General features: G+C 64.9%; 26 protein-coding genes. 20 read left to right on the forward strand and 6 right to left on the reverse strand.

The features are described from left to right. The first annotated feature begins 20 nt into the window (after positions 1–20). Positions 21–1,415 carry a Si-specific NAD(P)(+) transhydrogenase gene (gene sthA, locus ACQ5BL_RS02860; protein WP_207884419.1) on the forward strand — a complete coding sequence of 465 codons (1,395 nt, stop codon included), beginning with the start codon at positions 21–23 and terminating at the stop codon, positions 1,413–1,415. Between the two features lie 42 nt (positions 1,416–1,457). Here sthA and ACQ5BL_RS02865 read toward each other — a convergent pair whose 3' ends face one another. Genes ACQ5BL_RS02865 through ACQ5BL_RS02875 form a run of 3 tightly spaced genes read right to left on the reverse strand, consistent with a single transcriptional unit; the run spans position 1,458 to position 3,081 of the window. Further along, positions 1,458–2,180, reverse strand: coding sequence for a glycerophosphodiester phosphodiesterase (locus tag ACQ5BL_RS02865; protein ID WP_207884420.1), 723 nt, complete (start codon positions 2,178–2,180; stop codon positions 1,458–1,460). Beyond that, a complete protein-coding gene (locus tag ACQ5BL_RS02870) occupies positions 2,177–2,491 on the reverse strand; it encodes a phosphodiesterase (RefSeq protein ID WP_243805086.1) in 315 nt (104 codons plus the stop codon). The genes ACQ5BL_RS02865 and ACQ5BL_RS02870 overlap by 4 nt, the downstream gene beginning before the upstream one ends. A gap of 14 nt (positions 2,492–2,505) precedes the next feature. Next, positions 2,506–3,081 (reverse strand): PilZ domain-containing protein, encoded by a 576-nt coding sequence (locus tag ACQ5BL_RS02875; RefSeq protein WP_243805085.1) that lies wholly within the window; start codon positions 3,079–3,081, stop codon positions 2,506–2,508. A gap of 323 nt (positions 3,082–3,404) precedes the next feature. Here ACQ5BL_RS02875 and ACQ5BL_RS02880 point away from each other — a divergent pair, with 323 nt between their 5' ends. From ACQ5BL_RS02880 to ACQ5BL_RS02890, 3 genes are read left to right on the forward strand one after another with little or no spacing between them, the layout of a single operon-like run. Further along, a complete protein-coding gene (locus tag ACQ5BL_RS02880) occupies positions 3,405–4,658 on the forward strand; it encodes a lipoprotein-releasing ABC transporter permease subunit (protein ID WP_207884423.1) in 1,254 nt (417 codons plus the stop codon). Continuing rightward, positions 4,651–5,349: a lipoprotein-releasing ABC transporter ATP-binding protein LolD gene (gene lolD, locus ACQ5BL_RS02885; RefSeq protein ID WP_207884424.1), complete on the forward strand. Its 699-nt coding sequence runs from the start codon at positions 4,651–4,653 to the stop codon at positions 5,347–5,349. The genes ACQ5BL_RS02880 and lolD overlap by 8 nt, the downstream gene beginning before the upstream one ends. Before the next feature lie 11 nt (positions 5,350–5,360). Continuing rightward, entirely contained in the window at positions 5,361–6,608 is a 1,248-nt protein-coding gene (locus tag ACQ5BL_RS02890; RefSeq protein ID WP_243805084.1) for a lipoprotein-releasing ABC transporter permease subunit, read from the forward strand. A gap of 119 nt (positions 6,609–6,727) precedes the next feature. On the opposite strand, the gene ACQ5BL_RS02895 is transcribed toward ACQ5BL_RS02890, so the two are convergent. Next, the gene (locus ACQ5BL_RS02895; RefSeq protein WP_243805083.1) at positions 6,728–7,258 is read right to left on the reverse strand and encodes a DUF2062 domain-containing protein; all 531 of its coding nucleotides are present in this window, start codon (positions 7,256–7,258) and stop codon (positions 6,728–6,730) included. Between the two features lie 164 nt (positions 7,259–7,422). Here ACQ5BL_RS02895 and ACQ5BL_RS02900 point away from each other — a divergent pair, with 164 nt between their 5' ends. The 8 genes from ACQ5BL_RS02900 (at position 7,423) to murB (ending at position 14,284) form a co-directional block, all read left to right on the forward strand. Further along, a complete protein-coding gene (locus ACQ5BL_RS02900; protein WP_243805123.1) occupies positions 7,423–9,633 on the forward strand; it encodes a DNA internalization-related competence protein ComEC/Rec2 in 2,211 nt (736 codons plus the stop codon). 71 nt (positions 9,634–9,704) lie between these two features. After that, positions 9,705–10,340, forward strand: coding sequence for a MotA/TolQ/ExbB proton channel family protein (locus tag ACQ5BL_RS02905; RefSeq protein WP_207884427.1), 636 nt, complete (start codon positions 9,705–9,707; stop codon positions 10,338–10,340). Then, complete coding sequence (locus tag ACQ5BL_RS02910) at positions 10,337–10,786, forward strand: ExbD/TolR family protein (RefSeq protein WP_207884428.1); 450 nt, start codon at positions 10,337–10,339, stop codon at positions 10,784–10,786. Before ACQ5BL_RS02905 ends, ACQ5BL_RS02910 begins: the two co-directional genes overlap by 4 nt. After that, complete coding sequence (lpxK, locus tag ACQ5BL_RS02915) at positions 10,786–11,784, forward strand: tetraacyldisaccharide 4'-kinase (RefSeq protein WP_243805082.1); 999 nt, start codon at positions 10,786–10,788, stop codon at positions 11,782–11,784. The genes ACQ5BL_RS02910 and lpxK overlap by 1 nt, the downstream gene beginning before the upstream one ends. 66 nt (positions 11,785–11,850) lie before the next feature. Next, entirely contained in the window at positions 11,851–12,036 is a 186-nt protein-coding gene (locus tag ACQ5BL_RS02920; protein WP_009621404.1) for a Trm112 family protein, read from the forward strand. Positions 12,037–12,039: 3 nt separating this feature from the next. Beyond that, complete coding sequence (gene kdsB / locus ACQ5BL_RS02925) at positions 12,040–12,804, forward strand: 3-deoxy-manno-octulosonate cytidylyltransferase (RefSeq protein WP_207884430.1); 765 nt, start codon at positions 12,040–12,042, stop codon at positions 12,802–12,804. Then, complete coding sequence (locus ACQ5BL_RS02930; RefSeq protein WP_243805081.1) at positions 12,804–13,268, forward strand: low molecular weight protein-tyrosine-phosphatase; 465 nt, start codon at positions 12,804–12,806, stop codon at positions 13,266–13,268. The genes kdsB and ACQ5BL_RS02930 overlap by 1 nt, the downstream gene beginning before the upstream one ends. After that, positions 13,265–14,284 carry a UDP-N-acetylmuramate dehydrogenase gene (murB, locus tag ACQ5BL_RS02935; RefSeq protein ID WP_243805080.1) on the forward strand — a complete coding sequence of 340 codons (1,020 nt, stop codon included), beginning with the start codon at positions 13,265–13,267 and terminating at the stop codon, positions 14,282–14,284. The genes ACQ5BL_RS02930 and murB overlap by 4 nt, the downstream gene beginning before the upstream one ends. Before the next feature lie 462 nt (positions 14,285–14,746). Here the strand turns inward: murB and rne are convergent, their stop codons facing one another. Continuing rightward, positions 14,747–17,953, reverse strand: a complete 3,207-nt coding sequence (gene rne / locus ACQ5BL_RS02940) for a ribonuclease E (RefSeq protein WP_243805079.1) — start codon at positions 17,951–17,953, stop codon at positions 14,747–14,749. A gap of 577 nt (positions 17,954–18,530) precedes the next feature. On the opposite strand from rne, the gene rluC reads away from it, so the two are divergent. Genes rluC through sppA form a run of 3 tightly spaced genes read left to right on the forward strand, consistent with a single transcriptional unit; the run spans position 18,531 to position 21,160 of the window. Beyond that, positions 18,531–19,487 (forward strand): 23S rRNA pseudouridine(955/2504/2580) synthase RluC, encoded by a 957-nt coding sequence (gene rluC, locus ACQ5BL_RS02945; protein WP_243805078.1) that lies wholly within the window; start codon positions 18,531–18,533, stop codon positions 19,485–19,487. Then, the gene (locus ACQ5BL_RS02950) at positions 19,480–20,175 is read left to right on the forward strand and encodes an HAD-IA family hydrolase (RefSeq protein WP_243805077.1); all 696 of its coding nucleotides are present in this window, start codon (positions 19,480–19,482) and stop codon (positions 20,173–20,175) included. The genes rluC and ACQ5BL_RS02950 overlap by 8 nt, the downstream gene beginning before the upstream one ends. After that, positions 20,165–21,160 (forward strand): signal peptide peptidase SppA, encoded by a 996-nt coding sequence (gene sppA, locus ACQ5BL_RS02955; RefSeq protein WP_243805076.1) that lies wholly within the window; start codon positions 20,165–20,167, stop codon positions 21,158–21,160. Before ACQ5BL_RS02950 ends, sppA begins: the two co-directional genes overlap by 11 nt. A gap of 64 nt (positions 21,161–21,224) precedes the next feature. On the opposite strand, the gene ACQ5BL_RS02960 is transcribed toward sppA, so the two are convergent. Beyond that, a complete protein-coding gene (locus ACQ5BL_RS02960; protein ID WP_243805075.1) occupies positions 21,225–21,803 on the reverse strand; it encodes a Maf family protein in 579 nt (192 codons plus the stop codon). Positions 21,804–21,915: 112 nt separating this feature from the next. Here ACQ5BL_RS02960 and ACQ5BL_RS02965 point away from each other — a divergent pair, with 112 nt between their 5' ends. From ACQ5BL_RS02965 to fabG, 5 genes are all read left to right on the forward strand, one after another. Then, positions 21,916–22,446 (forward strand): YceD family protein, encoded by a 531-nt coding sequence (locus ACQ5BL_RS02965; RefSeq protein WP_207884438.1) that lies wholly within the window; start codon positions 21,916–21,918, stop codon positions 22,444–22,446. Between the two features lie 13 nt (positions 22,447–22,459). Next, positions 22,460–22,642: a 50S ribosomal protein L32 gene (gene rpmF / locus ACQ5BL_RS02970; protein WP_009621425.1), complete on the forward strand. Its 183-nt coding sequence runs from the start codon at positions 22,460–22,462 to the stop codon at positions 22,640–22,642. A 3-nt stretch (positions 22,643–22,645) separates the two neighbouring features. Continuing rightward, complete coding sequence (plsX, locus tag ACQ5BL_RS02975; protein WP_207884439.1) at positions 22,646–23,653, forward strand: phosphate acyltransferase PlsX; 1,008 nt, start codon at positions 22,646–22,648, stop codon at positions 23,651–23,653. Positions 23,654–23,755: 102 nt separating this feature from the next. Beyond that, a complete protein-coding gene (gene fabD / locus ACQ5BL_RS02980) occupies positions 23,756–24,694 on the forward strand; it encodes an ACP S-malonyltransferase (protein ID WP_243805074.1) in 939 nt (312 codons plus the stop codon). A 13-nt stretch (positions 24,695–24,707) separates the two neighbouring features. After that, positions 24,708–25,451, forward strand: coding sequence for a 3-oxoacyl-ACP reductase FabG (gene fabG, locus ACQ5BL_RS02985; RefSeq protein ID WP_207884441.1), 744 nt, complete (start codon positions 24,708–24,710; stop codon positions 25,449–25,451). Positions 25,452–25,588: the final 137 nt, after the last annotated feature.

Consider the following 25,588-nt stretch of genomic DNA (forward strand, 5'->3'; position numbering starts at 1 on the left):
CCTGTTCTGAAGGAGTACGCATGGCTGTCTACAACTACGACGTGGTGATTCTCGGCACGGGCCCGGCAGGCGAGGGGGCGGCGATGAACGCCTCCAAGTACGGGCGCAAGCTGGCGGTGGTGGACAGCCGTCGCGTGGTCGGCGGCAACTGCACGCACCTGGGCACCATCCCGTCCAAGGCGCTGCGTCACTCGGTGAAGCAGATCATCGAGTTCAACACCAACCCGATGTTCCGCCAGATCGGCGAGCCGCGCTGGTTCTCCTTCCCGGACGTGCTGAAAAGCGCCGAGAAGGTCATCTCCAAGCAGGTTTCCTCGCGTACTGGCTACTACGCGCGCAACCGCATCGACATGTTCAACGGCACTGCCAGCTTCGTCGACGAGCGCACCGTTGAAGTGGTGACCCCTAGCGGCGCCGTGGAGCGCCTGGTGGCCGACCAGTTCGTCATCGCCACCGGCTCGCGTCCGTATCGTCCGTCGGACATCAACTTCAATCACCCGCGCGTCTACGACAGCGACACCATCCTGTCGCTGAGCCACACCCCGCGCCGCCTGATCATCTACGGAGCCGGTGTGATCGGCTGCGAGTACGCCTCGATCTTCAGCGGCCTGGGCGTGCTGGTGGACCTGGTCGATACCCGCGACCAGCTGCTGAGCTTCCTCGACGACGAAATCTCCGATGCGCTGAGCTACCACCTGCGCAACAACAACGTGCTGATCCGTCACAACGAGGAATACGAGCGCGTGGAAGGCCTGGACAACGGGGTGATCCTGCACCTGAAGTCGGGCAAGAAGATCAAGGCCGACGCCCTGCTGTGGTGCAACGGCCGTACCGGCAACACCGACCGCCTGGGCCTGGAGAACATCGGCATCAAGGTCAACAGCCGTGGCCAGATCGAGGTGGACGAGAACTACCGCACCTCGGTGTCGAACATCTACGCCGCGGGCGATGTGATCGGCTGGCCGAGCCTGGCCAGCGCCGCCTACGACCAGGGCCGTTCGGCCGCCGGCAACATCGTCGAGCACGACGGCTGGCGCTTCGTCAACGACGTGCCGACCGGCATCTACACCATTCCGGAGATCAGCTCCATCGGCCGCAACGAAAGCGAGCTGACCGCGGCGAAGATCCCCTACGAAGTGGGCAAGGCCTTCTTCAAGGGCATGGCCCGCGCACAGATCTCCAACGAGCCGGTGGGCATGCTGAAGATCCTGTTCCACCGCGAAACCCTGGAAATCCTCGGCGTGCACTGCTTCGGCGACCAGGCGTCGGAGATCGTCCACATCGGCCAGGCGATCATGAACCAGCCGGGCGAGCTGAACACCCTGAAGTACTTCGTCAACACCACCTTCAACTATCCGACCATGGCCGAAGCCTACCGCGTAGCGGCGTTCGACGGCCTGAACCGGATTTTTTGAAGTACCCCGACCGGCGGCCTGAGCCGGTCGGGGGGAACCTGCTCAGCGATTCCCGATCGTGGCAGTGGCCAAACCGGGAAAGTCTGTGATCAGGCTGTCCACGCCAAAATCGGCGAGCCGGCGCATCAGGGCCGGCTCGTTGACCGTCCAGACCGACACATGCAGCCCCTGTTTCTGCGCTTTCAGCAGGCGCTCCGGGGTGCACAGCGTCCAGTTCAGCGCCAGCAGATCGCAGCCGTAGTGCGCGGCGACCTTCAACGGGTCGAGCCAGGCGTACTCAGCCACCAGCCCGCGGGACAGTTCCGGCGCCAGTTCTTCCACCGCGCGCAGCACCGTGCGTGAACTCGAGGTCACGGTGATGCGGTCGCGCAGGCCGAAGCGACCGACCAGATGGTGGATCGCCTGCACGGTGCGGCTCGCACGCTCCTTCGAGGCACTCTTGACTTCCAGCTGCCAGTGTTCGAACTCGCAGCGCTCGAACAGCTCAGCCAGACGTGGGATGGGGCAGGGGCGCACCCAGCCCGGACCGCCCTGGCGGGCGTCCATGGTGACCAGGTCGTCCGCCAGTTGCTCGGAGACCTTGCCGCGCCGGCCGGTGGTGCGCTTGAGCGTCGGGTCGTGGATCACCATCAGCTCGCCGTCGCGGGACAGGTGCAGGTCCAGCTCGCAACGCTTCACGTTGTGTTCCAGGCAGCGCTGGAAGCTGGTCAGGGTGTTTTCCGGTGCTTCGCCTTTGGCGCCGCGATGTCCATAGATCAGAGTCACTGGGGCTCCTTGGGAGACGGATTCTGGGGCTTGAGGTATTGGGCGTGGTGCTGGCGCACCGCATCGACGACGCGGCCGCTCTCGAAATAGACACTGAATTCGCGATAGTCCCAGCGGGTGATCGGCGGCTTGCCTACCGGCGGGTGCTCGTCGTCCGGCAGGCCGAAGCGCTCCAGCACGGCGTTCTGGCTCTCGCCGCGGGCCGGCAGGACGATATGCGGATCGCCCTGGTCGCCCACCGGAATTTCTATCGTATCGGCCATCAGTGGCAGGGGTATGGCAAGGCAGAGCAGCAGGAGCAGGTGGCGCATGGAGTTCCCTTCGTTCATTCGCCGCGGGCCTTGGCCAGACGGCGTTCCAGTGCCTGGCGCTGGAGGATGTGGCGAGCCAGCAGCTGGCGCTGGGCATCGCTGAGCGTCTCGAATTCGGTGCCGATCTCGTAGCGGCCGTCGGCCTCCTGCTGGCAGTGGGTGACCTTCGCGCGCAGCAGCAGGCCCAGGCCCTGGGGCAGCAGGACGATCTTCAGCGCCAGGCCCAGGCCGACCGCAAGGGGCTGGTGGTCGCGAAAGTCGATGCCGCCTTCGGAGAGCGTCACCGGGCGCGCCGGGCCGATCTCGCGCAGCAGGCTCTGGGTCAGGGCCTGGGCGATCAGGTCGATGCGCTTGTTGATCACCTTCAGATAGCTGGCCAGCGGACGGTCGCGCTCGTTGATATGGCGCAGCAGGTGCTGCGACTCGAAGTCGGTCAGGTGCAGGTCGCTGAGCAGATTGAACAGCGCCGAATCATCCTGAAGCACTTCTTGCGACTGGATTTCGTCCTCGCGCAGCGGGCGAAATTCCAATGCGAGCGTGTCTTCAATACGATAGTATTCGCGGCGGTCATCCGCGTCTGGAGTGGACATGGCGAACCCACGGAGGCAGTGATGGTCTGAGTGTAAAGCCGCCTGCCGAGCCTCGCCACACGGAAGTCGAACGCCAGAGGGAACCTAGAGTCTGGTTACGATCACGCGAGCTAGAGCAGAACAAGGCGCAACGACCAACGGGAGTAACAGCCAAAGGCTGGCCCGAAGGGCGAGCGCCAGCGAGTCAAATAGGCGAGGACGCGCAGTTTACGTTTGGTAAATGAGCATCCGAGCCTGTTTTTAACGCAGTTATGCCGACGCGCAGCTGATCGTAAGTAGACTCTGGCGTTCGACGCACTCTTCATCTTCTAAATCGGCCCCACATGTTCAGACCCCTTTCCGTCTACATCGGAACGCGCTACACCCGCGCAAAACGCCGCAGTCACTTTGTCTCCTTCATTTCGCTCACTTCCATGATCGGCCTCGCGCTGGGCGTGGTGGTGATGATCGTCGTGCTCTCGGTCATGAACGGTTTCGACCATGAGATGCGCACCCGCGTGCTGGGCATGGTGCCCCACGCCACGGTCGAGTCCTACCAGCCCATCTCCGACTGGCAGGGCATCGCCGGGCAGATCAAGACCCAGCACCCCAACGTGCTGGAGGTCGCCCCCTTCATCCAGATGCAGGGCCTGCTCAGCGCCGGCGGCACGGTGCAGAAGGTGCTGATCAATGCCGTGGACCCGAACGAGGAGAGCAAGGTCTCGATCATCGACCAGTTCTTCACGCAGGGCTCGCTGCAGAGCCTGAAGCCCGGCGAGTTCGGCATCATCATCGGCGACAAGGCGGCGAAGAACCTCGGCGTGAAGCTGGGCGACAAGGTCACCTTCATCGCCCCGGAAGTCTCGGTCACTCCGGCCGGCGTGTTCCCGCGCATGAAGCGCTTCACCGTGGTCGGCACCTTCCACATTGGCGCCGGCGAGCTGGATGGCTACGTCGGCATGGTCCATATCGACGACGCCGCACGCATGCGCCGCCTCAAGGACGGCCAGGTGGAAGGCCTGCGCCTGAAGCTCGACGACCTGTTCCAGGCGCCGCGCACCGCCTGGGAAATCGCCCGTACCCTGAAGGGCAACGACTACTTCGCCCGCGACTGGACCCGCAGCCACGGCAACCTGTACCAGGCGATCCGCATGGAGAAATCCATGATCGGCCTGTTGCTGCTGCTGATCGTTGCGGTCGCCGCGTTCAACATCATTTCCACCCTGGTCATGGTCGTCACCGACAAGAAGGCCGACATCGCCATCCTGCGTACCCTGGGCGCCACGCCGGGGCAGATCATGGCCACCTTCATGGTCCAGGGCACGGTGATCGGGGTGATCGGCACCTTCATCGGCGGCGTGCTGGGCGTGCTCGCGGCGCTCAACGTCAGCTCCGCCATTGCCCTGCTGGAACGCCTGCTGGGCCACAAATTCCTCAACGCGGACGTCTACTTCATCGATTACCTGCCCTCGCAGCTGATGAGCGAGGACGTGATCCTGGTGTGCAGCGCCGCGCTGATCCTGAGTTTCTTCGCCACCCTGTATCCGGCCTGGCGTGCGGCCCGCACCCAGCCCGCGGAGGCCCTGCGTTATGAGTAAGCCGACCCCCAACGACCAGGCCGTCCTGAGCTGCCGCGACCTCGGCAAGCGCTACGAGGAGGGCCCGCAGTCGGTCGAGGTGCTCTCCGGCGTGCAGCTGGAGCTGCTCCCAGGGGAGCGCGTCGCCATCGTCGGCAGCTCCGGCTCGGGCAAGAGCACCCTGCTGAACATGCTCGGCGGCCTCGACACGCCCAGCACCGGCAGCGTCTGGCTGGCCGGCGAACAGCTGTCGGCGCTGAACGAGAAGCAGCGCGGCCTGCTGCGCAACCGCGCGCTGGGCTTCGTCTACCAGTTCCACCACCTGCTTCCTGAATTCACCGCCCTGGAGAACGTCTGCATGCCGCTGCTGATCGGCAAGACGCCGATCCCCGAGGCACGTCAGCGCGCGACCGCGTTGCTGGAGCGCGTGGGCCTGAAACACCGCCTGAGCCATAAGCCGGCCGAACTCTCCGGTGGTGAGCGCCAGCGCGTGGCGATCGCCCGCGCCCTGGTGAATACGCCGAAACTGGTGCTGCTCGACGAGCCCACCGGCAACCTCGACCAGCACACCGCCCACGGTATCCAGGAACTGATGCTGGAACTGTCGCAGTCCCTGCGCACCGCCTTCCTGGTGGTGACCCACGACACCCACCTTGCCCAGCAGATGGACCGCGTGCTGCGCCTGGAGGAGGGCCGGCTGGTCGCCGCCTGAGGGATAACGGAATGTTCAGACCCCTGTCCATCTTCATCGGCACCCGCTATACGCGGGCCAAGCGACGCAACCACTACATCTCGTTCATCTCCCTGACCTCGATGATCGGTCTCGCCCTGGGCGTGCTGGCCATGATCGTGGTGCTCTCGGTGATGAATGGCTTCCAGAAGGAAATGCGCTCGCGCATCCTCGGCATGGTTCCGCACGCCGTGCTGCAGCAGGCCAGCGGCCCGCTGGACGACTGGCAGCACGTGGCCGAGGCCGCGAAGAAAAATCCGCAGGTTGTCGGCGCGGTGCCCTATACCCAGGTCGACGGCATGCTCTCCTACAAGGGCCTGATGCAGCCCATCGAAGTGGACGGCGTCGACCCGGCGCTGGAAACCCAGGTGTCGATCATCGGCCAGCACATGGTCCAGGGGCGTCTCGAGGACCTCAAGGCCACCGAATTCGGCGTGGTCATTGGTGAGATCACCGCGCGGCGCTTCCACGTCGCCGTCGGTGACAGCCTGCTGCTGATCGTCCCCGAGCCCAGCACGGCGCCTGGCGGCATCACCCCGCGCATGCAGCGCCTGAATGTCGTTGGCGTGTTCAAGGTCGGTGCCGAGCTGGACAGCACCCTGGCGCTGATCCACGTCGATGACGCAGCGAGCCTGATGCGCTGGCAGCCCGGCCAGGTGCAGAGCGTGCGCATCGCCCTGAAGGACCTGTTCCAGGCGCCGGACATCGGCGCGGCCATCGCCAAACAGCTGGGCGACGGTTATCGCTCGGTGGACTGGACCCACACCCAGGGCAGCCTGTTCAGCGCGATGAAGATGGAAAAGACCATGATCGGCCTGCTGCTGTTGCTGATCGTCGCGGTCGCCGCCTTCAACATCATCGCCACCCTGATCATGGTGGTGGCCGACAAGCGCGCGGACATCGCCATCCTGCGTACCCTGGGCGCCACCCCGAAGCAGATCATGGCGATCTTCATGGTGCAGGGCACGGTGATCGGCCTGATCGGTACCGTCATCGGCTGCGTGCTGGGCGTGCTGGCGGCGTACAACGTCACCGCCATCGTCTCGACTCTGGAACGCATCGCCGGCACCCACGTGTTCAACTCGGACATTTACTTCATCAACTACCTGCCATCCGATCCGCAGATCACCGATATCGTGCTGATCTGCGTCGCAGCGCTGTCGATGAGCTTCCTCGCCACGCTGTACCCGGCCTGGCGCGCGGCGTCGACCCAGCCGGCGGAATCGCTGCGGTACGAGTGATGCTCCGGCCCATGAAAAAGCCGCCTCTCGGGGCGGCTTTTTTGTTTCAGGAAGAGCACCCTGTAGGAGCGGGCCATGCCCGCGATCGCGCGCATGGCGCGCTCCTACAAAGGCAGCAGCTACAGACCTTGCTGCACATTGCGCAGCGCCCGGCGACGCCGCCAGCTGCGGCCGATCCACCAGCGCCAGTAACCCTCGGTAGCCAGGTAGCCGAGGATGCCCACCAGAATCCCGCAGATCACCGAACCAAGCAGGAACGGCTGCCAGAGCATCGACAGTTCGCCGCTGATCCATTCCCAGGTCAGGTGGTCGGGGAGGGCGCGCGCCGGGATGCCCATGACCCAGGCGCCCATCTTGTAGGTGCAGTAGAACACCGGCGGCATGGTGATCGGGTTGGTCAGCCAGACCAGCCCGACCGAGATCGGCAGGTTGGCCCGCACCCATACGGCCAGGGAGGCGGCCAGCAGCATCTGCAACGGGATCGGGATGAAGGCGGCGAACAGCCCCATGCCCATGGCGCGGGACACGGAGCGGCGGTTCAGGTGCCAGAGGTTGGGCGATTGGATCAGCGGTCCGAGAAAGCGCAGGCCCTTATGGTTCCTGATGCTCTCCGGATCCGGCATGTAGCGCTTGAAAATTCGGCGCGGCATGGAGGAAATCTCTGGCAGACGGACGACGGCCCATTATGCCTAGCTAGGTGACAGTCATTGGTTGCCAAGTATGTCCGTGTGTAACCGCAGCGGCCTGATCGCGAATCGGCCAGACCAGCGGTCATGCGGTGGCTCCAGGGAGGAGTCCATTGCCTCGTTCAGGGATGTTCGCGCTGGCCTTCGGGCTGCTGGCGCTGCGCTGGTTATCGGCAATTCCACCCGGATGGGTGCTGTTGCTGCTGGTTGTGCTGGCGTTGCCGCTGCTGTTCACCCGTGGCTATTTCATTGGCCTGTTCCTGCTCGGGTTTGCCTGGGCCTGCCAGTCGGCGCAGTGGGCCCTGGATGACCGGCTGGCCAGGGACCTCGACGGCCGCACGCTTTGGTTGGAGGGAAGGGTAGAGGGGCTGCCGGATCGCTCCGGGCCTTCGGTGCGCTTCATGCTTTCCGATGTCTCCAGCCCGCGGGCGCGGGTGCCGGCCACCTTGCGCCTGTCCTGGTTCGATGGCCCGCCGGTGGAGGGGGGCGAACGCTGGCGCCTGGCGGTGAAGCTCAAGCGCCCCCATGGCATGGCCAATGGCGCGGGCTTCGACTACGAGGCCTGGCTTACCGCGCAGCGTATCGGCGCCACCGGCAGCGTGAAGGACGGGCAGCGGCTGGAGGCGGCCAGCGGTCCGCCGGCCTGGCGCGAAGCCTGGCGGCAACGCCTGCTGGCGGTCGATGCCCATGGTCGCTCCGGCGCGCTGGCGGCGCTGGTGCTGGGCGATGCGTCCGGCCTCACGACGTCGGACTGGCAGGTGCTGCAGGACACCGGAACCCTGCACCTGATGGTGATCTCCGGCTCGCACATTTCCCTGCTGGCGGGGCTGCTCTATGCCGTGGTCGCGGGATTGGCGCGTTTCGGCTGCTGGCCGTCGCGCCTGCCCTGGCTGCCCTGCGCTTGCCTGCTGGCTGCGGCCGGCGCCTGGTCCTACAGCCTGATGGCGGGGTTCGATGTGCCGCTGCAGCGGGCCTGCGTCATGGTCTCGATCGTCCTGCTCTGGCGCCTGCGCTATCGCCGCAGTGGTCTGTGGACGCCCTTGCTCGGCGCCTTGCTGGTGGTGCTCCTGGCCGAGCCCTTGGTCGTTCTGCTGCCGGGCTTCTGGTTGTCCTACGCGGCGGTGGCGCTGCTGATCTTTGGCTTCTCCGGCCGCCTGGGGCGCTGGACGGCCTGGCGCACCTGGCTACGCGCGCAATGGCTGATGGCGATCGGGCTGCTGCCGGCGTCCATTGCCCTCGGCCTGCCGCTGAGTATTTCCGGGGTGATCGCCAACCTGATCGCCGTGCCTTGGGTGGAAATGGTGGTCGTGCCGCTGGCCTTGCTGGGCAGTCTGGCGTTGGGCATCCCCTGGCTGGGCGAGGCGCTGCTCTGGGTGTCTGGCGGGTTGCTGGAACTGCTGTTCCGCCTGCTGGGCTGGATGGCCGGGCTGGCGCCTGCCTGGCAGCCCGTGGCGGCGCCGACCTGGTCGTTGTTGCTGGCGATGCTCGGGGCGTTATTGCTGCTGGCCCCGGCAGGTGTTCCATTGCGGGCGCTCGGGGTGGCGATGTTCCTGCCGGTGTTCTGGCCGTCGATTCCGCTATTGCCGCTGGGGCAGGCCGAAGTCCGGGTATTGGATGTGGGGCAGGGCCTGTCGGTGCTGATCCGTACCCGTAGCCAGGCCTGGCTTTATGACACCGGCGCGCGCAATGGCGACTTTGACATCGGCGAGCGGGTCGTCGTGCCGACCTTGCGTAGCCTGGGGGTCGGCCATCTCGACCTGCTGATGCTCAGCCACGCTGACAATGACCACGCTGGTGGCGCCCTGGCGGTGAAGAAGTCGCTGCGGCCGGCTCAGGTGATCAGCGGTGAGCCGGATCGCTTATCCCCTGAGTTGCGGGCAAGCCCTTGCCGGAACCAGCACTGGGACATCGATGGCGTGAGCTTCTCGTCCTGGACATGGACGGGCGCGCAGGAGAGCAACGACCGCTCCTGCGTACTGGAACTGGAAGCCGGTGGCGAGCGTTTATTGCTGACCGGCGACCTGCCGCAATCCGGCGAGCTGGCCTGGTTGGCCGGGCACCCGGACGTCCACGTCGACTGGCTGCTGGCCGGGCACCATGGCAGCCGCAGCTCTTCCGGGCCTGCCTTCCTGCGGGGCATTTCGCCATCCGCCGCGATCATTTCCCGCGGCGCCAACAACCCCTACGGCCATCCCCATCCGTCGGTCGTCGAGCGCTTCCATGCACTTGGCATCCGGATTCACGATACGGCGCAGGAGGGCGCTCTGTCGCTGGTGCTTGGCACCCACGGCGAGCTCCGGGGAGTGCGGGAAGGCGCACATTTCTGGCAGGAAAAATGAGACGGGGGCGGTCGGCTGGCACGGGCCCCTGTGCTAGAGTGGCGCCACTTTTTTTCAGGGGATTCACCACTGTGTGGGAACTGGTCAAAGCTGGCGGCTGGATGATGCTGCCGATCATGCTGAGCTCCGTCGCTGCCATGGCGATCATCGCCGAACGTCTCTGGACCCTGCGCTTGAGCCGCGTGGCCCCGCCGCAACTGCTCGGCCAGGTGTGGAAGCAGATCAAGGACAAGAAGATGAACAGCCAGGCCCTGAAGGACCTGCGCGCGTCGTCCCCGCTGGGTGAAATCCTCGCCGCCGGCCTGGCCAACTCCAAGCATGGTCGCGAGATCATGAAGGAGTGCATCGAGGAGGCCGCCTCCCGCGTCATCCACGAGCTGGAGCGCTACCTCAACGCGCTTGGCACCATCGCTGCCATGGCCCCGCTGCTCGGCCTGCTGGGTACCGTGTTCGGCATGATCCAGATCTTCAGCGCCTTCATGGGCGACGGCATGGCCAACGCGCCGATGCTCGCCGGCGGTATCTCCAAGGCCCTGATCACCACCGCTTCGGGCCTGATCGTGGCGATCCCGGCGGTCTTCTTCCACCGTTACCTGCTGCGCCGCGTCGATGAACTGGTCATCGCCATGGAGCAGGAAGCCATCAAGCTGGTGGAAGTGACCCAGGGCGATCGCGAAGTCGATTTCTCCATGGAAGGCAAAGCGTGAAGTTCCGCCGCAGAGCGGGTGGCGCGGCCCGCGAGGATGTCTTCATCAACCTCGCGTCGCTGATCGACGTGATCTTCGTGCTGCTGCTGTTCTTCGTGGTCAGCACCTCGTTCACCAAGCCGGCGCAACTCAAGGTCGAACTGCCCGAGGCGGTCAGCGGCACGCCGCCGGAAGCCACCGAGATCAAACAGCTGGAAATCTCCATCAGCGTCGAGGGGCACTACGCCCTGAACGGCCAGAGCCTGGCCCGTGACGACCTGGAGAATCTGATGAATGCCATGCAGCGCGAGTCCGCCGGCGACAACAGCCTGCCGGTAGTGATCACCGCCGACGGCAAGGTGAACTACCAGTCCGTGGTCACCGCGATGGATGCCGCAGGCAAGCTGGGCTTCACCCACCTGCGCATCACCACCATCGAGGCCCAGGCGGACAAGAAGACCCCCTGATGGCGCTCTCCGACCGCCTGCTCGACGCCTGGTACAAGGGCCACCCGGCCCTGGCCTTGCTCAAGCCCCTCGAACTGCTCTACCGGCGCGTCGCCCGTGGCCGCCGCGAAGGTTTCCTCTCCGGCGCCAGGCCGGCCTACCGCTCCCCCGTGCCGATCATCGTGGTCGGCAACATCACCGTGGGCGGCACCGGCAAGACGCCGATGATCCTCTGGTTGATCGAACACTGCCGCGCCCGTGGCCTGAAGGTTGGCGTGGTCAGCCGCGGTTACGGCGCCAGGCCGCCGCAGACGCCCTGGCGCGTGCGCTCCGAGCAGTCGGCGGCGGAGGCGGGGGACGAGCCGCTGATGATCGTGCGCCGCAGTGGCGTGCCGCTGATGATCGATCCGGACCGTTCCAGTGCCGTGCGCGCGCTGCTGGCCGAAGAGCCGCTGGACCTGATCCTCTGTGACGACGGCCTGCAGCACTACCGTTTGGCCCGCGACCTGGAGCTGGTGCTGATCGACGCTGCCCGAGGCCTGGGTAACGGCCGCTGCCTGCCCGCCGGGCCGCTGCGCGAGCCGGCCGAGCGCCTGCAGGAGGTGGATGCCGTGCTGCACAACGGCGCGCCGTCCGATCCGCCGGGCGCCTTCTCCTTCGTCCTGCGACCTTCCGCCCTGGTCAACCTGGCCAGCGGCGAACGCCGTGGCGTCGAGCATTTCCCCGCCGGTCAGCCGCTCCATGCCCTGGCCGGGATCGGCAACCCGCAGCGTTTCTTCACGACGCTCGAGGCGCTAAACTGGCGGCCGATTCCGCATCCCTTCCCCGACCATGCGGCCTATACCGCCGAGCAGCTGCGCTTCACGCCGGAACTGCCGCTGGTCATGACCGAGAAGGATGCGGTGAAATGCCGGTCCTTCGCCGCGCCCGACTGGTGGTACCTCGCCGTCGAAGCGCAGCCCTCGCCGGCCTTCGTCGCCTGGTTCGACGCCCAGCTCGAGCGCCTGGTCGCCCGCTGATCCATCGTCGCAATCCGGCGCCGCCCGCATTCACATTCTTCGCTGTTCAAGCTCAAGGAACGCACCATGGACCCGAAACTCCTCGATATCCTCGCCTGTCCGCTGTGCAAGGGCCCGCTCAAGCTCACCGACGACAAGTCCGAGCTGATCTGCAAGGCCGACGGCCTGGCCTACCCGGTGCGCGACGGCATCCCGGTGATGCTCGAAGGCGAGGCACGTACCCTGAACGTCGACGAGCGTCTGGACAAGTAACCCATGAGCCAGGCCTACACCGTCGTCATTCCCGCCCGCTACGCCTCTACCCGCCTGCCCGGCAAGCCGCTGCAGGACATCGCCGGCAAGCCGATGATCCAGCACGTCTGGGCGCAGGCCGGCAAAAGCTCGGCCACCCAGGTGGTGGTCGCCACCGACGATCAGCGCATCTTCGATGCCTGCCAGGGCTTCGGCGCCGAGGTGGTGCTGACCCGTGCCGACCACAACTCCGGCACCGACCGCCTGGCGGAAGTGGCGGACGCGCTGGGCCTGGCCGACGACGCCATCGTGGTCAACGTGCAGGGCGACGAGCCGCTGGTACCGCCGTCGATCATCGACCAGGTGGCCGCCAACCTCGCGGCGCACCCGGAAGCGGGCATCGCCACCCTGTGCGAGGAAATCCACGACCCGGCCGCGCTGTTCAACCCGAACATCGTCAAAGTGGTGAGCGACAAGAACGGCCTGGCCCTGACCTTCAGCCGCGCCACGCTGCCCTGGGCGCGCGACGCTTTTGCCGTGGATCGCGAAAGCCTCCCAGCCAACGTGCCATATCGCCGCCACATCGGCATCTACGCCTACCGCGCACGCTTCCTCCGCGACTTCGTGGCCTGGGGCCCGTGCTGGCTGGAAGACACCGAGTGCCTGGAGCAGCTGCGCGCGCTCTGGCACGGCGTACGTATCCACGTGGCTGACGCCCTGGAAGCACCGCAGGCTGGTGTCGATACCCCGGAAGACCTGGAGCGCGTACGGCGCATCCTGGGGGCCTGATGAAGGTCCTGTTCGTCTGCCTGGGCAACATCTGCCGCTCGCCCACCGCCGAGGGCGTATTCCGCCACAAGGTTCGCGCAGCGGGTCTTGAGGACCGCATCGAGATCGACTCCGCCGGCACCGGCGACTGGCACGTCGGCAAGGCGCCGGATGCGCGCACCCGCGCCGCAGCGTTGCGTCGCGGCTATGACCTGTCGAACCTGCGTGCGCGGCAGGTCAGTGTGGAGGATTTTTCCCGCTACGACCTGATCCTCGCCATGGATCACGCCAACCTGCGCGACCTGAAGCACCTGCGTGCCGGAAACGGGGCGGCCGAGCTGGACCTGTTCCTGCGCCGCTACGAGCTGGAAATCGATGAAGTCCCCGACCCGTACTACGGCGGCGACGACGGATTCGAGCAGGTGCTGGACCTGGTGGAGCAGGCCTGCGACGGTCTGCTCACGGAAGTGAAGAGGCGCCTGTGACGCTGCAACTGCAAGAAAACCTGTCCCTCAAGCCCTACAACACCTTTGGTGTCGAGGTTGCCGCCCGCTGGTTCGCCCAGGCGCATGACGACACCGAGGTGCGCGCAGGCATCGCCGCCGCCGCCGAAAAGAACCTGCCGCTGATGGTGATCGGTGGCGGCAGCAACCTGCTGCTGACCCGTGACGTCGAGGCGCTGGTACTGCGCATGGCGTCCCGTGGCGTTCGCATCCTCAGTGACGACGGCGACCGCGTGCTGGTCGAGGCGGAAGCCGGCGAGGTCTGGGACGACTTCGTGCGCTGGACCCTCGGGCAGGGCTTTGGCGGACTGGAAAACCTCAGCCTGATTCCCGGCACCGTGGGCGCCGCGCCCATGCAGAACATCGGTGCCTACGGCGTCGAGATCAAGGACGTCTTCGCCGGCCTGACCGCGCTGGATCGCCAAAGCGGCGAGCTGCGCGAGTTCGGCCTGGAAGACTGCGCCTTCGCCTATCGCGACAGCCGCTTCAAGCGTGAGCCGGGCCGCTGGCTGATCCTGCGGGTGCGCTTCGCCCTGACCCGTGCGGCGCAGCTGCATCTGGACTACGGCCCGGTACGCCAGCGCCTGGCAGAGGAGGGCGTTACCGCGCCGACGCCGGCTGATGTATCGCGGGTGATCTGCGCGATCCGCCGTGAAAAGCTGCCCGACCCGGCGGTACTCGGCAATGCCGGGAGCTTCTTCAAGAATCCTGTGGTGCCTGCCAGCCAGGCGGACCACCTGCGCGCGCGCTACAGCGACCTGGTGGCCTACCCGCAAGGCGACGGCCTGGTGAAGCTGGCGGCCGGCTGGCTGATCGACAAGGCGGGGTGGAAGGGCTTCCGTGACGGCGCGGCGGGCGTGCATGCACAGCAGGCGCTGGTGCTGGTCAATTACGGCGGAGCTACCGGCGCGCAGCTGTATGCGCTGGCGGAGCGCATCCGGGGCGACATCCAGCAGCGTTTTGGTGTTGAGCTGGAGATGGAGCCGAATCTCTATTGAGGTGGGTGCCGGGCTTCATAAAAAGGGGATGCAGATGCATCCCCTTTTTCATGTGTGGCTGTAGGAGCGAGCTTGCTCGCGAATCGCCCCGAGATGCAGGGCCAGGCCGGGCGTAGGAGCGGACTTCGTCCGCGATTGGCTTCCGGCGCGATGCGGACCCATCGCGGACAGAGTCCGCTCCTACGAAGGGCCTGTGCGCGTAGGGCGTATAACGTTCGACGTTATACGCCGTTTGACCTTGGCTCCCGAACGCTCCAGGGCTGGTCACGGAGCTGCCGCGTTACGGCACTCCGAATTCAGCCATACGCCGACAGTGAGTACGGTACAGCGGCGTACAACCGCGAACGATTGTACGCCCTACGGGTGTGAAGACAGTTGCTCCTACAAAGCCGACGGGCACCACAGTGCGAGGGCAATAAAAAAGGGGATGCGGCTGCATCCCCTTTTTCATGCCGGAAGCGATCAGCTGTGGTGTTTTTCTACCACGTTGCTTTCTTCTTCCTCGGTCTTCTCGGCGTTCTCGCCTTCAGCCTGCTCGGCAGCCGATTGCTCGGTCTGCTCAATGGCTTCGGCTTCGTTCACCACTTCGGCCACGACGGTCTCGGCGGCGACTTCAGCGGCCGGCTCGACCACGACTTCGGCTTCCACGGCAGCGGCTTCTTCAGCCACGGTTTCGACAGCCGGAGCCGCTTCGACCTGCGGGGCTGCCGCAGCGGCAGCAGCGGCTTCGCGAGCCAGGCGCTCCTGGCGACGACGCTCGCGCGGGTCGTTGGAGGCGCGGCCGGTAGCGTTGGCCGGAACGGCTGGAGCAGCGTCTTCGGCAGGAGCCGGAGCGGCAGCCGGAGCTTCTTCGGCAACCACCGGAGCTTCTACCTTGGGCTCTTCGACCGGTTGGGCGACGGCTTCGGTCACGGCTTCGGTCACGGCTTCAGCAGCCGGAACCGGCACTTCTTCTGCAGCGACCGGCTCGGCAGCCTGTTCGGCGGGCTTGGACAGGAACTCGATGGTCTGTTCCAGGGCGCTTTCGGTGCGTACGGCCTCGACGACGTTGGATTCGACCGGTTGAGCGGCTTCGGAAGCGGCTTCGGCGGCCGGCTGCTGTTCAGCGGCGATTTCGGCAACGACAGCGGCAGTAGCGGCAACCACGGCAGCAGCCGGCGCTTCGCCTGCGGCCTGTTCGCCGCCTTCTTCGGCACCTTCTACGCCATCGACGCCGGCTTCACGCTGACGCTCGCGGCGGTTGCTGCGGCGGCGCTGGCCACGGGAGCGGCGACGCGGACGCTCGCCATCGGCGCCTTCCTGGTCGTCCTGCTGGTCCAGCAGTTCCTCGTTCAGCAGCTCTTCGGCTTCCACGGCAGCGGCTTCGCTGGCCTGGCGTTCTTCGCGCGGCTGGCGCTCTTCACGGGGCTGACGCTCGGCGCGTTCGCCACGTTCAGCGCGCGGCTGGCGCTCTTCGCGGGCCGGACGCTCGCCACGCTCTTCACGGGGCTGGCGCTCTTCACGCGGTTGACGCTCGGCGCGTTCTTCGCGGGGCTGACGCTCCTCACGCGGCTGGCGCTCAGCGCGCTCTTCACGCGGTTGACGCTCCTCGCGCGGCTGGCGCTCGGCACGCTCTTCGCGCGGTTGACGCTCTTCACGGGGCTGACGTTCCTCGCGCGGTTGACGCTCGGCACGCTCTTCACGCGGCTGGCGTTCCTCGCGGGGCTGGCGCTCGGCGCGCTCTTCACGCGGCTGACGCTCTTCGCGGGCCGGACGCTCGGCGCGTTCGCCACGCTCACCGCGCTCGTCGCGACGACGCTCGCCACGCTCCTTGCGCTCGTCATCACGACGGCCACCTTCGCGACCGTCGCGGCGACGGTTCTGCTGACGGCCGTTGCGGCGTTCACCCTGGCCTTCGCTGCGCTCGGCAGCCGGCTTCTCGGCGGCGGCCGGTTGCGGCTGCTCCGGCTTGCTGCCGGCGAACAGGCTGACCAGCGACTTCACCAGGCCCTGGAACAGGCTCGGCTCCGGCATCGGCTTGGGCGCCTCGACAACCGGCGCGGGGGCGGCTGCGGCAGTCTGCTGCGGGGCAGGGGTCTGCGGGGAAACGGTCTTCACCGCGGCTTCCTGGCGGACCAGGGTGCGGGTGGAGCTGATCGGCTGGACTTCCTCGTGCTCGACGTGGGCCATCTCGTAGCTGGAGTGACCGGCCAGCAGCTCGGGGCTGTCGTCACGCAGGCGCTGAACTTCGAAGTGCGGAGTTTCCAGGTGGTCGTCCGGCAGGATGAAGATGCGCGCGCGGGTGCGCAGTTCGATCTTGGTGATGGCGTTGCGCTTCTCGTTGAGCAGGAAGGCGGCAACCTGGAACGGCACGCGCGCACGAACTTCGGCGGTGCGGTCCTTCAGGGCCTCTTCCTCGATCAGGCGCAGGATCGCCAGCGACAGGGATTCGACGTCGCGGATGATGCCTTGGCCGTTGCAGCGCGGGCAGACGATGCCGCTGGTCTCGCCCAGGGACGGACGCAGGCGCTGACGGGACATTTCCAGCAGGCCGAAGCGGGAGATACGGCCGACCTGAACGCGGGCGCGGTCGGCTTCCAGGGCTTCGCGCACACGCTCTTCCACGGCGCGCTGGTTCTTCGCCGGGGTCATGTCGATGAAGTCGATGACGATCAGACCACCGATGTCGCGCAGGCGCAGCTGACGGGCAATCTCTTCGGCTGCTTCCAGGTTGGTCTGCAGCGCGGTTTCCTCGATGTCGCCGCCCTTGGTGGCGCGCGCCGAGTTGATGTCGATGGAAACCAGGGCTTCGGTCGGGTCGATGACGATGGAACCGCCCGACGGCAGCTTCACTTCACGCTGGAAGGCGGTTTCGATCTGGCTCTCGATCTGGAAGCGGTTGAACAGCGGAACGCTGTCCTGGTACAGCTTCACCTTGCTCGCGTACTGCGGCATGACCTGGCGGATGAAGTTCAGGGCTTCTTCCTGAGCGTCGATGCTGTCGATCAGCACTTCGCCGATGTCCTGGCGCAGGTAGTCGCGGATGGCGCGGATAATGACGTTGCTTTCCTGATAGATCAGGAACGGACCGCTGCGCTCGCCCGAGGCTTCCTTGATGGCGCCCCACAGTTGCAGCAGGTAGTCGAGGTCCCACTGCAGTTCTTCGGAGCTGCGGCCCAGGCCTGCGGTGCGGACGATCAGGCCCATGTCGCCGGGAACGTTCAGGCCGTTCAGGGCTTCGCGCAGTTCATTGCGCTCTTCGCCTTCGATGCGGCGGGAGATGCCACCGGCACGCGGGTTGTTCGGCATCAGCACCAGGTAACGGCCGGCGAGGCTGATGAAGGTGGTCAGGGCTGCACCCTTGTTGCCACGCTCCTCTTTCTCGACCTGGACGATGACTTCCTGGCCCTCGCTGAGCACATCCTTGATGTTGATGCGGCCTTCGGGGTTCTTCTTGAAGTATTCGCGGGAGATTTCTTTGAGGGGGAGGAAGCCGTGGCGCTCGGCGCCGAAGTCGACGAAGGCGGCTTCGAGGCTGGGTTCGATGCGGGTGATGCGCCCTTTATAGATGTTGGCCTTCTTCTGTTCGCGCGCGCCGGACTCGATGTCCAGGTCGAACAGGCGTTGGCCGTCTACCAGCGCTACACGCAACTCTTCGGGTTGAGTTGCGTTGATCAGCATTCTTTTCATGTAGTACCAATGGTTTCCGGGGCCACCGGAAACGGCGATCGGCACACACGACTCTCACGGTCGGTGCTAAGGCACGTACTCAGGAATGGCGGACCATTCCCGTGTCCAGCGGCAGCAGGAGAAATCTGCTGTGCCGCGACTACGTTTCCTGCTTGTCGAGTAAGAACAAGCACTCATCAGGAGGAGGAATCGACTGTCAGATGCGGACGATGAAGGCGTCTACGTTCAAGGCATGAAAGCAACGCAATCCGACAGTTGTGCATCTCCGCCCTGCACATTTCCCTAAGAGCCGGGTGCCGCTCGCAGAATCCGGGAGCGGGGTTGGCTTTTATCACGGCTACCTTGGTGGCCGTGGTCATGTCTCAAGGCCTGGATTTCGAGGCGCTGTCGGCGGGCGAATCGCTCTTGCCGTTGCAACGCTTCAGGGGACTGCCTCGTGTCCGTTCAATGTGTTTGCAGGCGGTTGGGGACGGCGATTACGCGATCATCCGCGGGCCTGGCCACTTTTGGCGGCCTCCCGAATATAGCAGCAATGATTAAGTGCTTCAATTGAATGAAAAATTGTTATTATATCCGGATGACGAATCCCGCCCCTCCGACTTCCGGCGTTCAGCTGCTTGAAGTCGCGCCGGAGTATGCCGGCCAACGTATCGACAATTTCCTCCGCACCCAGCTCAAGGGCGTGCCCAAGACCCTGATCTACCGCATCCTTCGCAAGGGTGAGGTGCGGGTCAACAAAGGGCGCATCAAGCCCGAGTACAAATTGCAGGCCGGCGACGTGGTGCGCGTGCCGCCGCTGCGCCTGGCCGAGCGCGACGAGCCCGTGCCATTGGCCCAGGGCCTGCTGGAGCGCCTTGAGGCCGCCATCGTCTTCGAGGACAAGGCGCTGATCGTGGTGAACAAGCCCACCGGTATCGCCGTGCATGGCGGTAGCGGGCTGAACTACGGCGTCATCGAGGCGTTCCGCCAACTGCGTCCGGAATGCAAGGACCTGGAGCTGGTGCATCGCCTGGACCGTGATACGTCCGGTCTGCTGATGATCGCCAAGAAGCGCAGCATGCTGCGCCATCTGCACGACGCTCTGCGTGGCGAGCGCGTGGTGGACAAGCGCTACCATGCCCTGGTGCGTGGCAGCTGGCCGGCGGCGAAGAAGCAGATCGCCGTGCCGCTGCTGAAGAACAACCTGCGTTCCGGCGAGCGCGTGGTGGAAGTGAATCCCGAAGGCAAGGAAGCGCTGACCGAGTTCAAGGTGCTGCGCCGTTTCGGCGACTTCGCCACTCTGGTGGAGGCGCGTCCTATCACCGGGCGCACCCATCAGATTCGCGTTCACGCCAAGCACGCCGGTCATTCCATTGCTGGCGACCCCAAGTACGGCGACGAAGACTTCTCCCGCGAAATCCGCGAGCTGGGCGGCAAGCGCCTGTTCCTGCATTCCGCGTTCCTGCGCGTGCCGATGCCCGATGGCTCGGTGCTGGAGCTGGAGGCGCCGGTCGATGAGGTCTGGCTGCGTACCGTGGAGCGCCTGGATGCGTGAGTATTCCCTGCTGATCTTCGACTGGGATGGCACGCTGGTGGACTCCATCGGCCGTATCGTCGAGTCGATGCGCGTTGCGGCGCTCAATTCTGGTCTGCCTTCGCGCAGTGATGAGGCGATCAAGGGCATCATTGGTCTTGGTCTGCCCGAGGCGATCCAGACGCTCTACCCCGAAGTGGAGGAGGGTGAGCCGCTGGAGCGTTTCCGTCGCGACTACGGCGAGCACTATCTGAGCCTGGAAGTGCAGCCTTCGCCGCTGTTCCCCGGCGTTGCCGAGGCGATGGTCGAGTTTCGTGATGCGGGATACCAGTTGGCGGTTGCCACCGGCAAGAATCGCCGTGGGCTGGATCGCGTGCTGGCGGGGCAGGGCTGGACCGACTTCTTCGATATCACCCGTGCTGCCGACGAGTCGGCGAGCAAGCCTGATCCACGTATGCTGCATGAGATTCTCCGGCATTGCCGGGTCGATGCTCGCGATGCGCTGATGGTGGGCGATTCGCCCTTCGATCTGGAAATGGCACGCCGTGCCGGCATGGACTCGGTGGCGGTGGGCTATGGTGCGCAGTCGCTGGAGATTCTGCGGGAGTATGCTCCGGCGCTGGAAGTGGGGCATTTCAATGAATTTCGCGCCTGGCTGTCCGGGCGCTCGGTAAAACCGCTGCTTAAGGTGGGCAACGATGTCGGATGAATGGAAGGCTGACGAGAGCAAGGCTGCGCAAGCCACGGCAGGTGACGACAAGAGCTGGAAGCTGCTGGAGAAGGCCGTGCTGGCTGGAGTTCAGGAGCAGCGCCGCTCGCGCCGCTGGGGCATCTTCTTCAAGTTGCTGACCTTCCTTTATCTGTTCGTCGCCCTGGTGCTGTTCAGTCCGTTCGGTGGTCTGTCCAAGTCCGCCTCGCGCAGCGCCAGCCATACGGCGATGATCGAGGTGAAGGGCATGATCGCCGACGACGAGCCGGCCAGCGCCGACAACGTTGTTGGTGCGCTGCGCTCGGCGTTCGAGGATGCCGGCACCAAGGGTATCGTCCTGCGTATCAATAGTCCGGGCGGCAGCCCGGTGCAGTCCGGCTATATCTACGATGAAATCAAGCGCCTGCGCGGCGAGCATCCGGATATCAAGGTCTATGCCGTGATCAGTGATCTCGGCGCCTCCGGTGCTTATTACATCGCCAGTGCAGCCGACCAGATCTATGCCGACAAGGCCAGTCTGGTGGGCTCCATCGGTGTGACGGCGGCGACGTTCGGCTTCGTCGGTACCATGGAGAAGCTGGGGGTGGATCGCCGTGTCTACACCTCGGGCGAACACAAGGCGTTCCTCGATCCGTTCCAGCCGCAGAAGCCGGATGAAACCGCGTTCTGGCAGCAGGTGCTGGATACGACGCACAAGCAGTTCATCGACAGTGTGAAGAAAGGGCGTGGCGATCGTCTGAAGGACAAGGATCATCCCGAGCTGTTCTCTGGCCTGATCTGGTCCGGCGAGCAGGCGCTGCAGCTGGGTCTGATCGATGGCCTGGGCAGCACCAGCTACGTGGCGCGCGAAATCATCAAGGAGAAGGAAGTGGTGGACTACACCGTCCAGGAAACTCCCTTCGACCGCTTCGCCAAGAAGCTGGGTACCAGTGTCGCCGAACGCCTGGCGCTGTGGATGGGGTGGCAGGGGCCTGCTCTGCGCTGATTCCTTCCTCTATATAAAGGAAGGCCCGGCAATTGCCGGGCCTTCTGCGTTTCGGGTCCTGGCTTCAGGGAATGAGCACCTGCTCGGCCAGCAGCATGTCCACCAGGCGGATCAGCGGCAGGCCGATCAGGCTGGTGGCGTCTTCGCCTTCGGTGGAGCGGAACAGGCTGACGCCCAGGCCTTCGGCCTTGAAGCTGCCGGCGCAATCGAAGGGTTGCTCGGCTTCCAGGTAGCGGCGGATGCGCGCGTCGTCGAGATCGCGGAAGTGCACGGTGAAGGGTACGCAATCGACCTGGCTGCGGCCGCTCCGGCTGTTCAGCAGGCAGAGGCCGGTGAGGAAGCTGACGCTCTTGCCGCTGGCGGCCTTCAGTTGTTCGATGGCGCGCTCGATGTCGTGAGGTTTGCCGAGAATCCGGTTGCCGTTCACTGCGGCCTGGTCGGAGCCGATGATCAGGTGGTCGGGATAGCGCTGGGCGAGGGCGCGCGCTTTACTTTCCGCCAGGCGCCGGACCAGTTGCTTGGCGCTTTCGTCGGGCAGCGGGCTTTCGTCGATGTCGGGGCTTGCACATTCGAACGGCAGGCGCAGGCGCTGCAACAATTCGCGGCGGTAGGGTGAGCTGGAGGCAAGGATCAGGGGCAGCATGGAAGATTCCTTCGGAGCGTGGCTGCGATTCTAGCGAAAAGGGCTGTCCATACAGCGGTTTATGGCTAATTTCCTTTGACAGCTTCGGGTGCATCCCTATAATGGCGCGCTTATGTTGAATGGACCGATACCACCTCACGTTGATCCGCGCAAACTGGTAGAGCGCGCCGCCACCCTCGAAGGTGAGCTGCCGATCGCCAAGATGCCACGTCTCAACGAGCAACTGACCAGCAGTGATGGCAAGATTCACGCGAAGTTTTCCTTCTTCCGTGATGAGCAGAAGCTGGCGGTCATGCACGTCGAACTCGACGCCGAGGTGAGCATGGTATGCCAGCGCTGTCTCGAGCCGGCCAACTTCCATGTGGGTGGTGAGTACGATTACGTCATCATCCCGGAAGGCAAGTCGATCGATGATCTGCCCAATGGCTACGATGCGCTGGAAGTGGGGGATGACCCCATCGACCTGACCTCGCTGGCCGAGGACGAGTTGCTGCTCGCCTTGCCCATCGTGCCGGTCCATGACCCTGAGGATTGCCAGCAGCCGGTGGGATACGCTACAGCGCCCGAACCGAGCGAGAACGTCGAAGAGCGGCCCAATCCGTTCAGCGTACTGGCGCAGTTGAAGCGTGACCCAAACGTTTAGGAGTTAATCAATCATGGCTGTTCAGCAGAACAAAAAATCCCGTTCCGCTCGTGACATGCGTCGTTCCCACGATGCCCTGGACGCGAACGCTCTGTCCGTAGAGAAGAGCACCGGTGAAGTTCACCTGCGTCACCACGTCTCCCCGGACGGTTTCTATCGCGGCCGCAAGGTCGTAGACAAGGGCTCTGACGAGTAATCCTTGTCCGCACCAATCATCGCGATTGATGCAATGGGTGGGGACTACGGTCCCCACTGCATTGTTCCGGCCTGCATTTCCTTTCTGGCCGAGTACGCCTCTCTTCAACTGGTCCTTGTCGGCCAGGCGCCTCTGATCGAAGAACACCTGCGCGGCCTTTCCCCGGTCGATCGGCAGCGTCTTCACGTTCACCACGCCAGCGAAGTCGTCACGATGGACGAGCGTCCGTCCCAGGCGTTGCGTGGCAAGCCCGATTCCTCCATGCGTGTTGCCCTCGAACTGGTTCGGGATGGCAAGGCTCATGCCTGCGTCAGTGCCGGCAATACCGGTGCGCTGATGGCCCTGTCCCGTTACCTGTTGAAGACGTTGCCCGGTATCGATCGTCCGGCGATGGTCACTGCCGTGCCGACGCAGGGTGGTCACTGCCATCTGCTCGATCTGGGCGCCAACGTCGATTGCAGTGCCGAGCATCTGTACCAGTTCGCGGTCATGGGGGCTGTCGCGGCGGAAACGCTGGGCAAGCAGAATCCCAGGGTGGCGCTGCTCAACGTCGGCACCGAGGACATCAAGGGCAATCAGCAGGTGAAGCTGGCGGCCAGTCTGCTGCAGCAGGCGCGGGGCGTGAATTACATCGGCTACATCGAGGGTGACGGCCTGTATCGCGGGTTGGCCGATGTGGTGGTGTGCGACGGTTTCGTCGGCAACATCCTGCTCAAGTCCAGTGAGGGGTTGGCGGCGATGGTCGCGGCCCGCCTTGAGGAACTTTTCAACTCCAGTTTGCCGGCCAAGGCGGTGGGTCTGATGGCCATGCCGTTCCTCCGCCGGCTGCGCGCCGATCTCACCCCATCCCAGCACAATGGTGCGAGTTTCCTCGGTTTGCAGGGCATCGTGGTGAAGAGCCACGGCAGCGCGAAAGAGGAGGGCATCCAGAGCGCCTTGCGTCGTGCGTTGCTGGAAGTTCGCGAGAATCTGCCCCAGCGGCTGCATGGCCGGCTGGAACATCTGCTCTAATGTGACCGCGGTCGTCAGACCGTCATCCAACTGTCAGTTCAATACGCCAGGCTCTCGCCGGCGATATCCATTTGACGAATCAGACAAAAGGGACCTGTTGCAATGTCCGCATCCCTCGCCTTCGTATTTCCCGGTCAAGGCTCGCAGTCCCTCGGCATGCTCGCCGAGCTGGGCGGCCAGCACGCCATCGTGCGCGATACCTTTGCCGAAGCTTCCGCTGCTCTGGGGTATGACCTCTGGGCCCTGGTGCAGGAAGGGCCGGAAGAGCGCCTGAACCAGACCGACAAGACCCAGCCCGCCATCCTCACCGTCTCCATCGCCCTGTGGCGTCTGTGGCAGGCTGAAGGTGGTGCGCAGCCGGCATACGTTGCCGGTCACAGCCTGGGTGAATACTCCGCGCTGGTCGCCGCCGGCAGCCTGGCCTTTGCCGATGCGGTGAAGCTGGTCGAGCGCCGTGGCCAACTGATGCAGGAAGCCGTTCCCGCCGGTACCGGCGGCATGGCCGCCATCCTTGGCCTCGAAGACGCCGACGTACTCGCTGCCTGCGCCGAAGCGGCCCAGGGCGAAGTGGTCAGTGCCGTGAACTTCAATGCGCCGGGCCAGGTGGTGATCGCCGGTGCGGCCAAGGCCGTCGAGCGCGCCATCGAAGGCTGCAAGGCGCGTGGCGCCAAGCGCGCCGTTGCGCTGCCGGTCAGCGTGCCGTCGCACTGCGAACTGATGCGTCCGGCTGCCGAGCGTTTCGCCGAGGCCGTCGAAGCCATTCAATGGCAAATGCCGCAGATCGCCCTGGTGCAGAATGTTACCGCCCAGGTTCCGGCCGATCTGGCCGCGCTCAAGCGTGACTTGCTGGCCCAGCTGTACAGCCCGGTTCGCTGGGTGGAGAGCGTGCAGTTGCTGGCCGAGAAGGGCGTCACCGACCTGGTCGAATGCGGCCCGGGCAAGGTGCTGGCTGGTTTGAACAAGCGTTGCGCCAAGGGCGTGACCACCCACAATCTGGATTCCGCGGACGCCTTCGGGGCGGCACGCGCGGCGCTGGTCTGACAGGAGATAAAGCATGAGTCTGCAAGGTAAGGTTGCACTGGTTACCGGCGCGAGCCGTGGTATCGGCCAGGCCATCGCCCTGGAACTGGGGCGCATGGGCGCCACCGTGATCGGCACCGCCACCAGCGAGTCCGGCGCGCAGAAGATTTCCGAATATCTGAAGGCCAATGGCATTCAGGGTTCGGGCATGGTGCTGGATGTCTCCAATGACGAGTCCGTGACCAGCACCCTGGAAACTATTCAGAAAGAGGCCGGCGCGCCGGCTATCGTCGTCAATAACGCCGGCATCACTCGCGATAACCTGCTGATGCGCATGAAAGACGACGAGTGGTTCGATGTGGTCAACACCAACCTCAACAGCCTCTACCGCCTGTCGAAAGCTGTCCTGCGTGGCATGACCAAAGCACGCTGGGGCCGCATCATCAACATCGGTTCGGTAGTTGGCGCCATGGGCAATGCCGGGCAGACCAACTACGCTGCTGCGAAGGCTGGTCTGGAGGGCTTCACCCGCGCCCTGGCGCGCGAAGTCGGTTCCCGTGCTATCACTGTCAACGCGGTCGCGCCGGGCTTCATCGACACCGATATGACCCGCGAACTGCCCGAGGCGCAGCGTGAAGCTCTGCTCGGCCAGATTCCGCTGGGTCGACTTGGGCAAGCGGAAGAGATCGCCAAAGTGGTAGCATTCCTCGCTTCCGAGGGCGCAGCTTACGTTACGGGTGCCACGGTACCGGTGAATGGCGGAATGTACATGAGTTGATGTGACGTGTTTCTTCGTGGCGATGTCCTATGCGCTGTCTAAAATTCCCCGAACATTGCGAACGGGATTAGGCAGAGCATCTGGGTTGGCCGCGAAGGGGCGTCAGCGTTCAGCTTGAAATGCAGAAAACCCTTTCT

The organism is Pseudomonas sp. B1-22, assembly GCF_050474425.1.
Lineage (GTDB): Bacteria > Pseudomonadota > Gammaproteobacteria > Pseudomonadales > Pseudomonadaceae > Pseudomonas.

Coding starts and splice junctions, on each gene's coding strand:
- sthA (WP_207884419.1), top strand. CDS start 21: ATGGCTGTCTACAACTACGACGTGGTGATTCTCGGCACGGGCCCGGCA.
- ACQ5BL_RS02870 (WP_243805086.1), bottom strand. CDS start 2,491: ATGCGCCACCTGCTCCTGCTGCTCTGCCTTGCCATACCCCTGCCACTG.
- ACQ5BL_RS02875 (WP_243805085.1), bottom strand. CDS start 3,081: ATGTCCACTCCAGACGCGGATGACCGCCGCGAATACTATCGTATTGAA.
- ACQ5BL_RS02880 (WP_207884423.1), top strand. CDS start 3,405: ATGTTCAGACCCCTTTCCGTCTACATCGGAACGCGCTACACCCGCGCA.
- lolD (WP_207884424.1), top strand. CDS start 4,651: ATGAGTAAGCCGACCCCCAACGACCAGGCCGTCCTGAGCTGCCGCGAC.
- ACQ5BL_RS02890 (WP_243805084.1), top strand. CDS start 5,361: ATGTTCAGACCCCTGTCCATCTTCATCGGCACCCGCTATACGCGGGCC.
- ACQ5BL_RS02895 (WP_243805083.1), bottom strand. CDS start 7,258: ATGCCGCGCCGAATTTTCAAGCGCTACATGCCGGATCCGGAGAGCATC.
- ACQ5BL_RS02900 (WP_243805123.1), top strand. CDS start 7,423: ATGTTCGCGCTGGCCTTCGGGCTGCTGGCGCTGCGCTGGTTATCGGCA.
- lpxK (WP_243805082.1), top strand. CDS start 10,786: ATGGCGCTCTCCGACCGCCTGCTCGACGCCTGGTACAAGGGCCACCCG.
- ACQ5BL_RS02920 (WP_009621404.1), top strand. CDS start 11,851: ATGGACCCGAAACTCCTCGATATCCTCGCCTGTCCGCTGTGCAAGGGC.
- kdsB (WP_207884430.1), top strand. CDS start 12,040: ATGAGCCAGGCCTACACCGTCGTCATTCCCGCCCGCTACGCCTCTACC.
- ACQ5BL_RS02930 (WP_243805081.1), top strand. CDS start 12,804: ATGAAGGTCCTGTTCGTCTGCCTGGGCAACATCTGCCGCTCGCCCACC.
- rne (WP_243805079.1), bottom strand. CDS start 17,953: ATGAAAAGAATGCTGATCAACGCAACTCAACCCGAAGAGTTGCGTGTA.
- rluC (WP_243805078.1), top strand. CDS start 18,531: ATGACGAATCCCGCCCCTCCGACTTCCGGCGTTCAGCTGCTTGAAGTC.
- ACQ5BL_RS02950 (WP_243805077.1), top strand. CDS start 19,480: ATGCGTGAGTATTCCCTGCTGATCTTCGACTGGGATGGCACGCTGGTG.
- sppA (WP_243805076.1), top strand. CDS start 20,165: ATGTCGGATGAATGGAAGGCTGACGAGAGCAAGGCTGCGCAAGCCACG.
- ACQ5BL_RS02960 (WP_243805075.1), bottom strand. CDS start 21,803: ATGCTGCCCCTGATCCTTGCCTCCAGCTCACCCTACCGCCGCGAATTG.
- ACQ5BL_RS02965 (WP_207884438.1), top strand. CDS start 21,916: ATGTTGAATGGACCGATACCACCTCACGTTGATCCGCGCAAACTGGTA.
- rpmF (WP_009621425.1), top strand. CDS start 22,460: ATGGCTGTTCAGCAGAACAAAAAATCCCGTTCCGCTCGTGACATGCGT.
- fabD (WP_243805074.1), top strand. CDS start 23,756: ATGTCCGCATCCCTCGCCTTCGTATTTCCCGGTCAAGGCTCGCAGTCC.
- fabG (WP_207884441.1), top strand. CDS start 24,708: ATGAGTCTGCAAGGTAAGGTTGCACTGGTTACCGGCGCGAGCCGTGGT.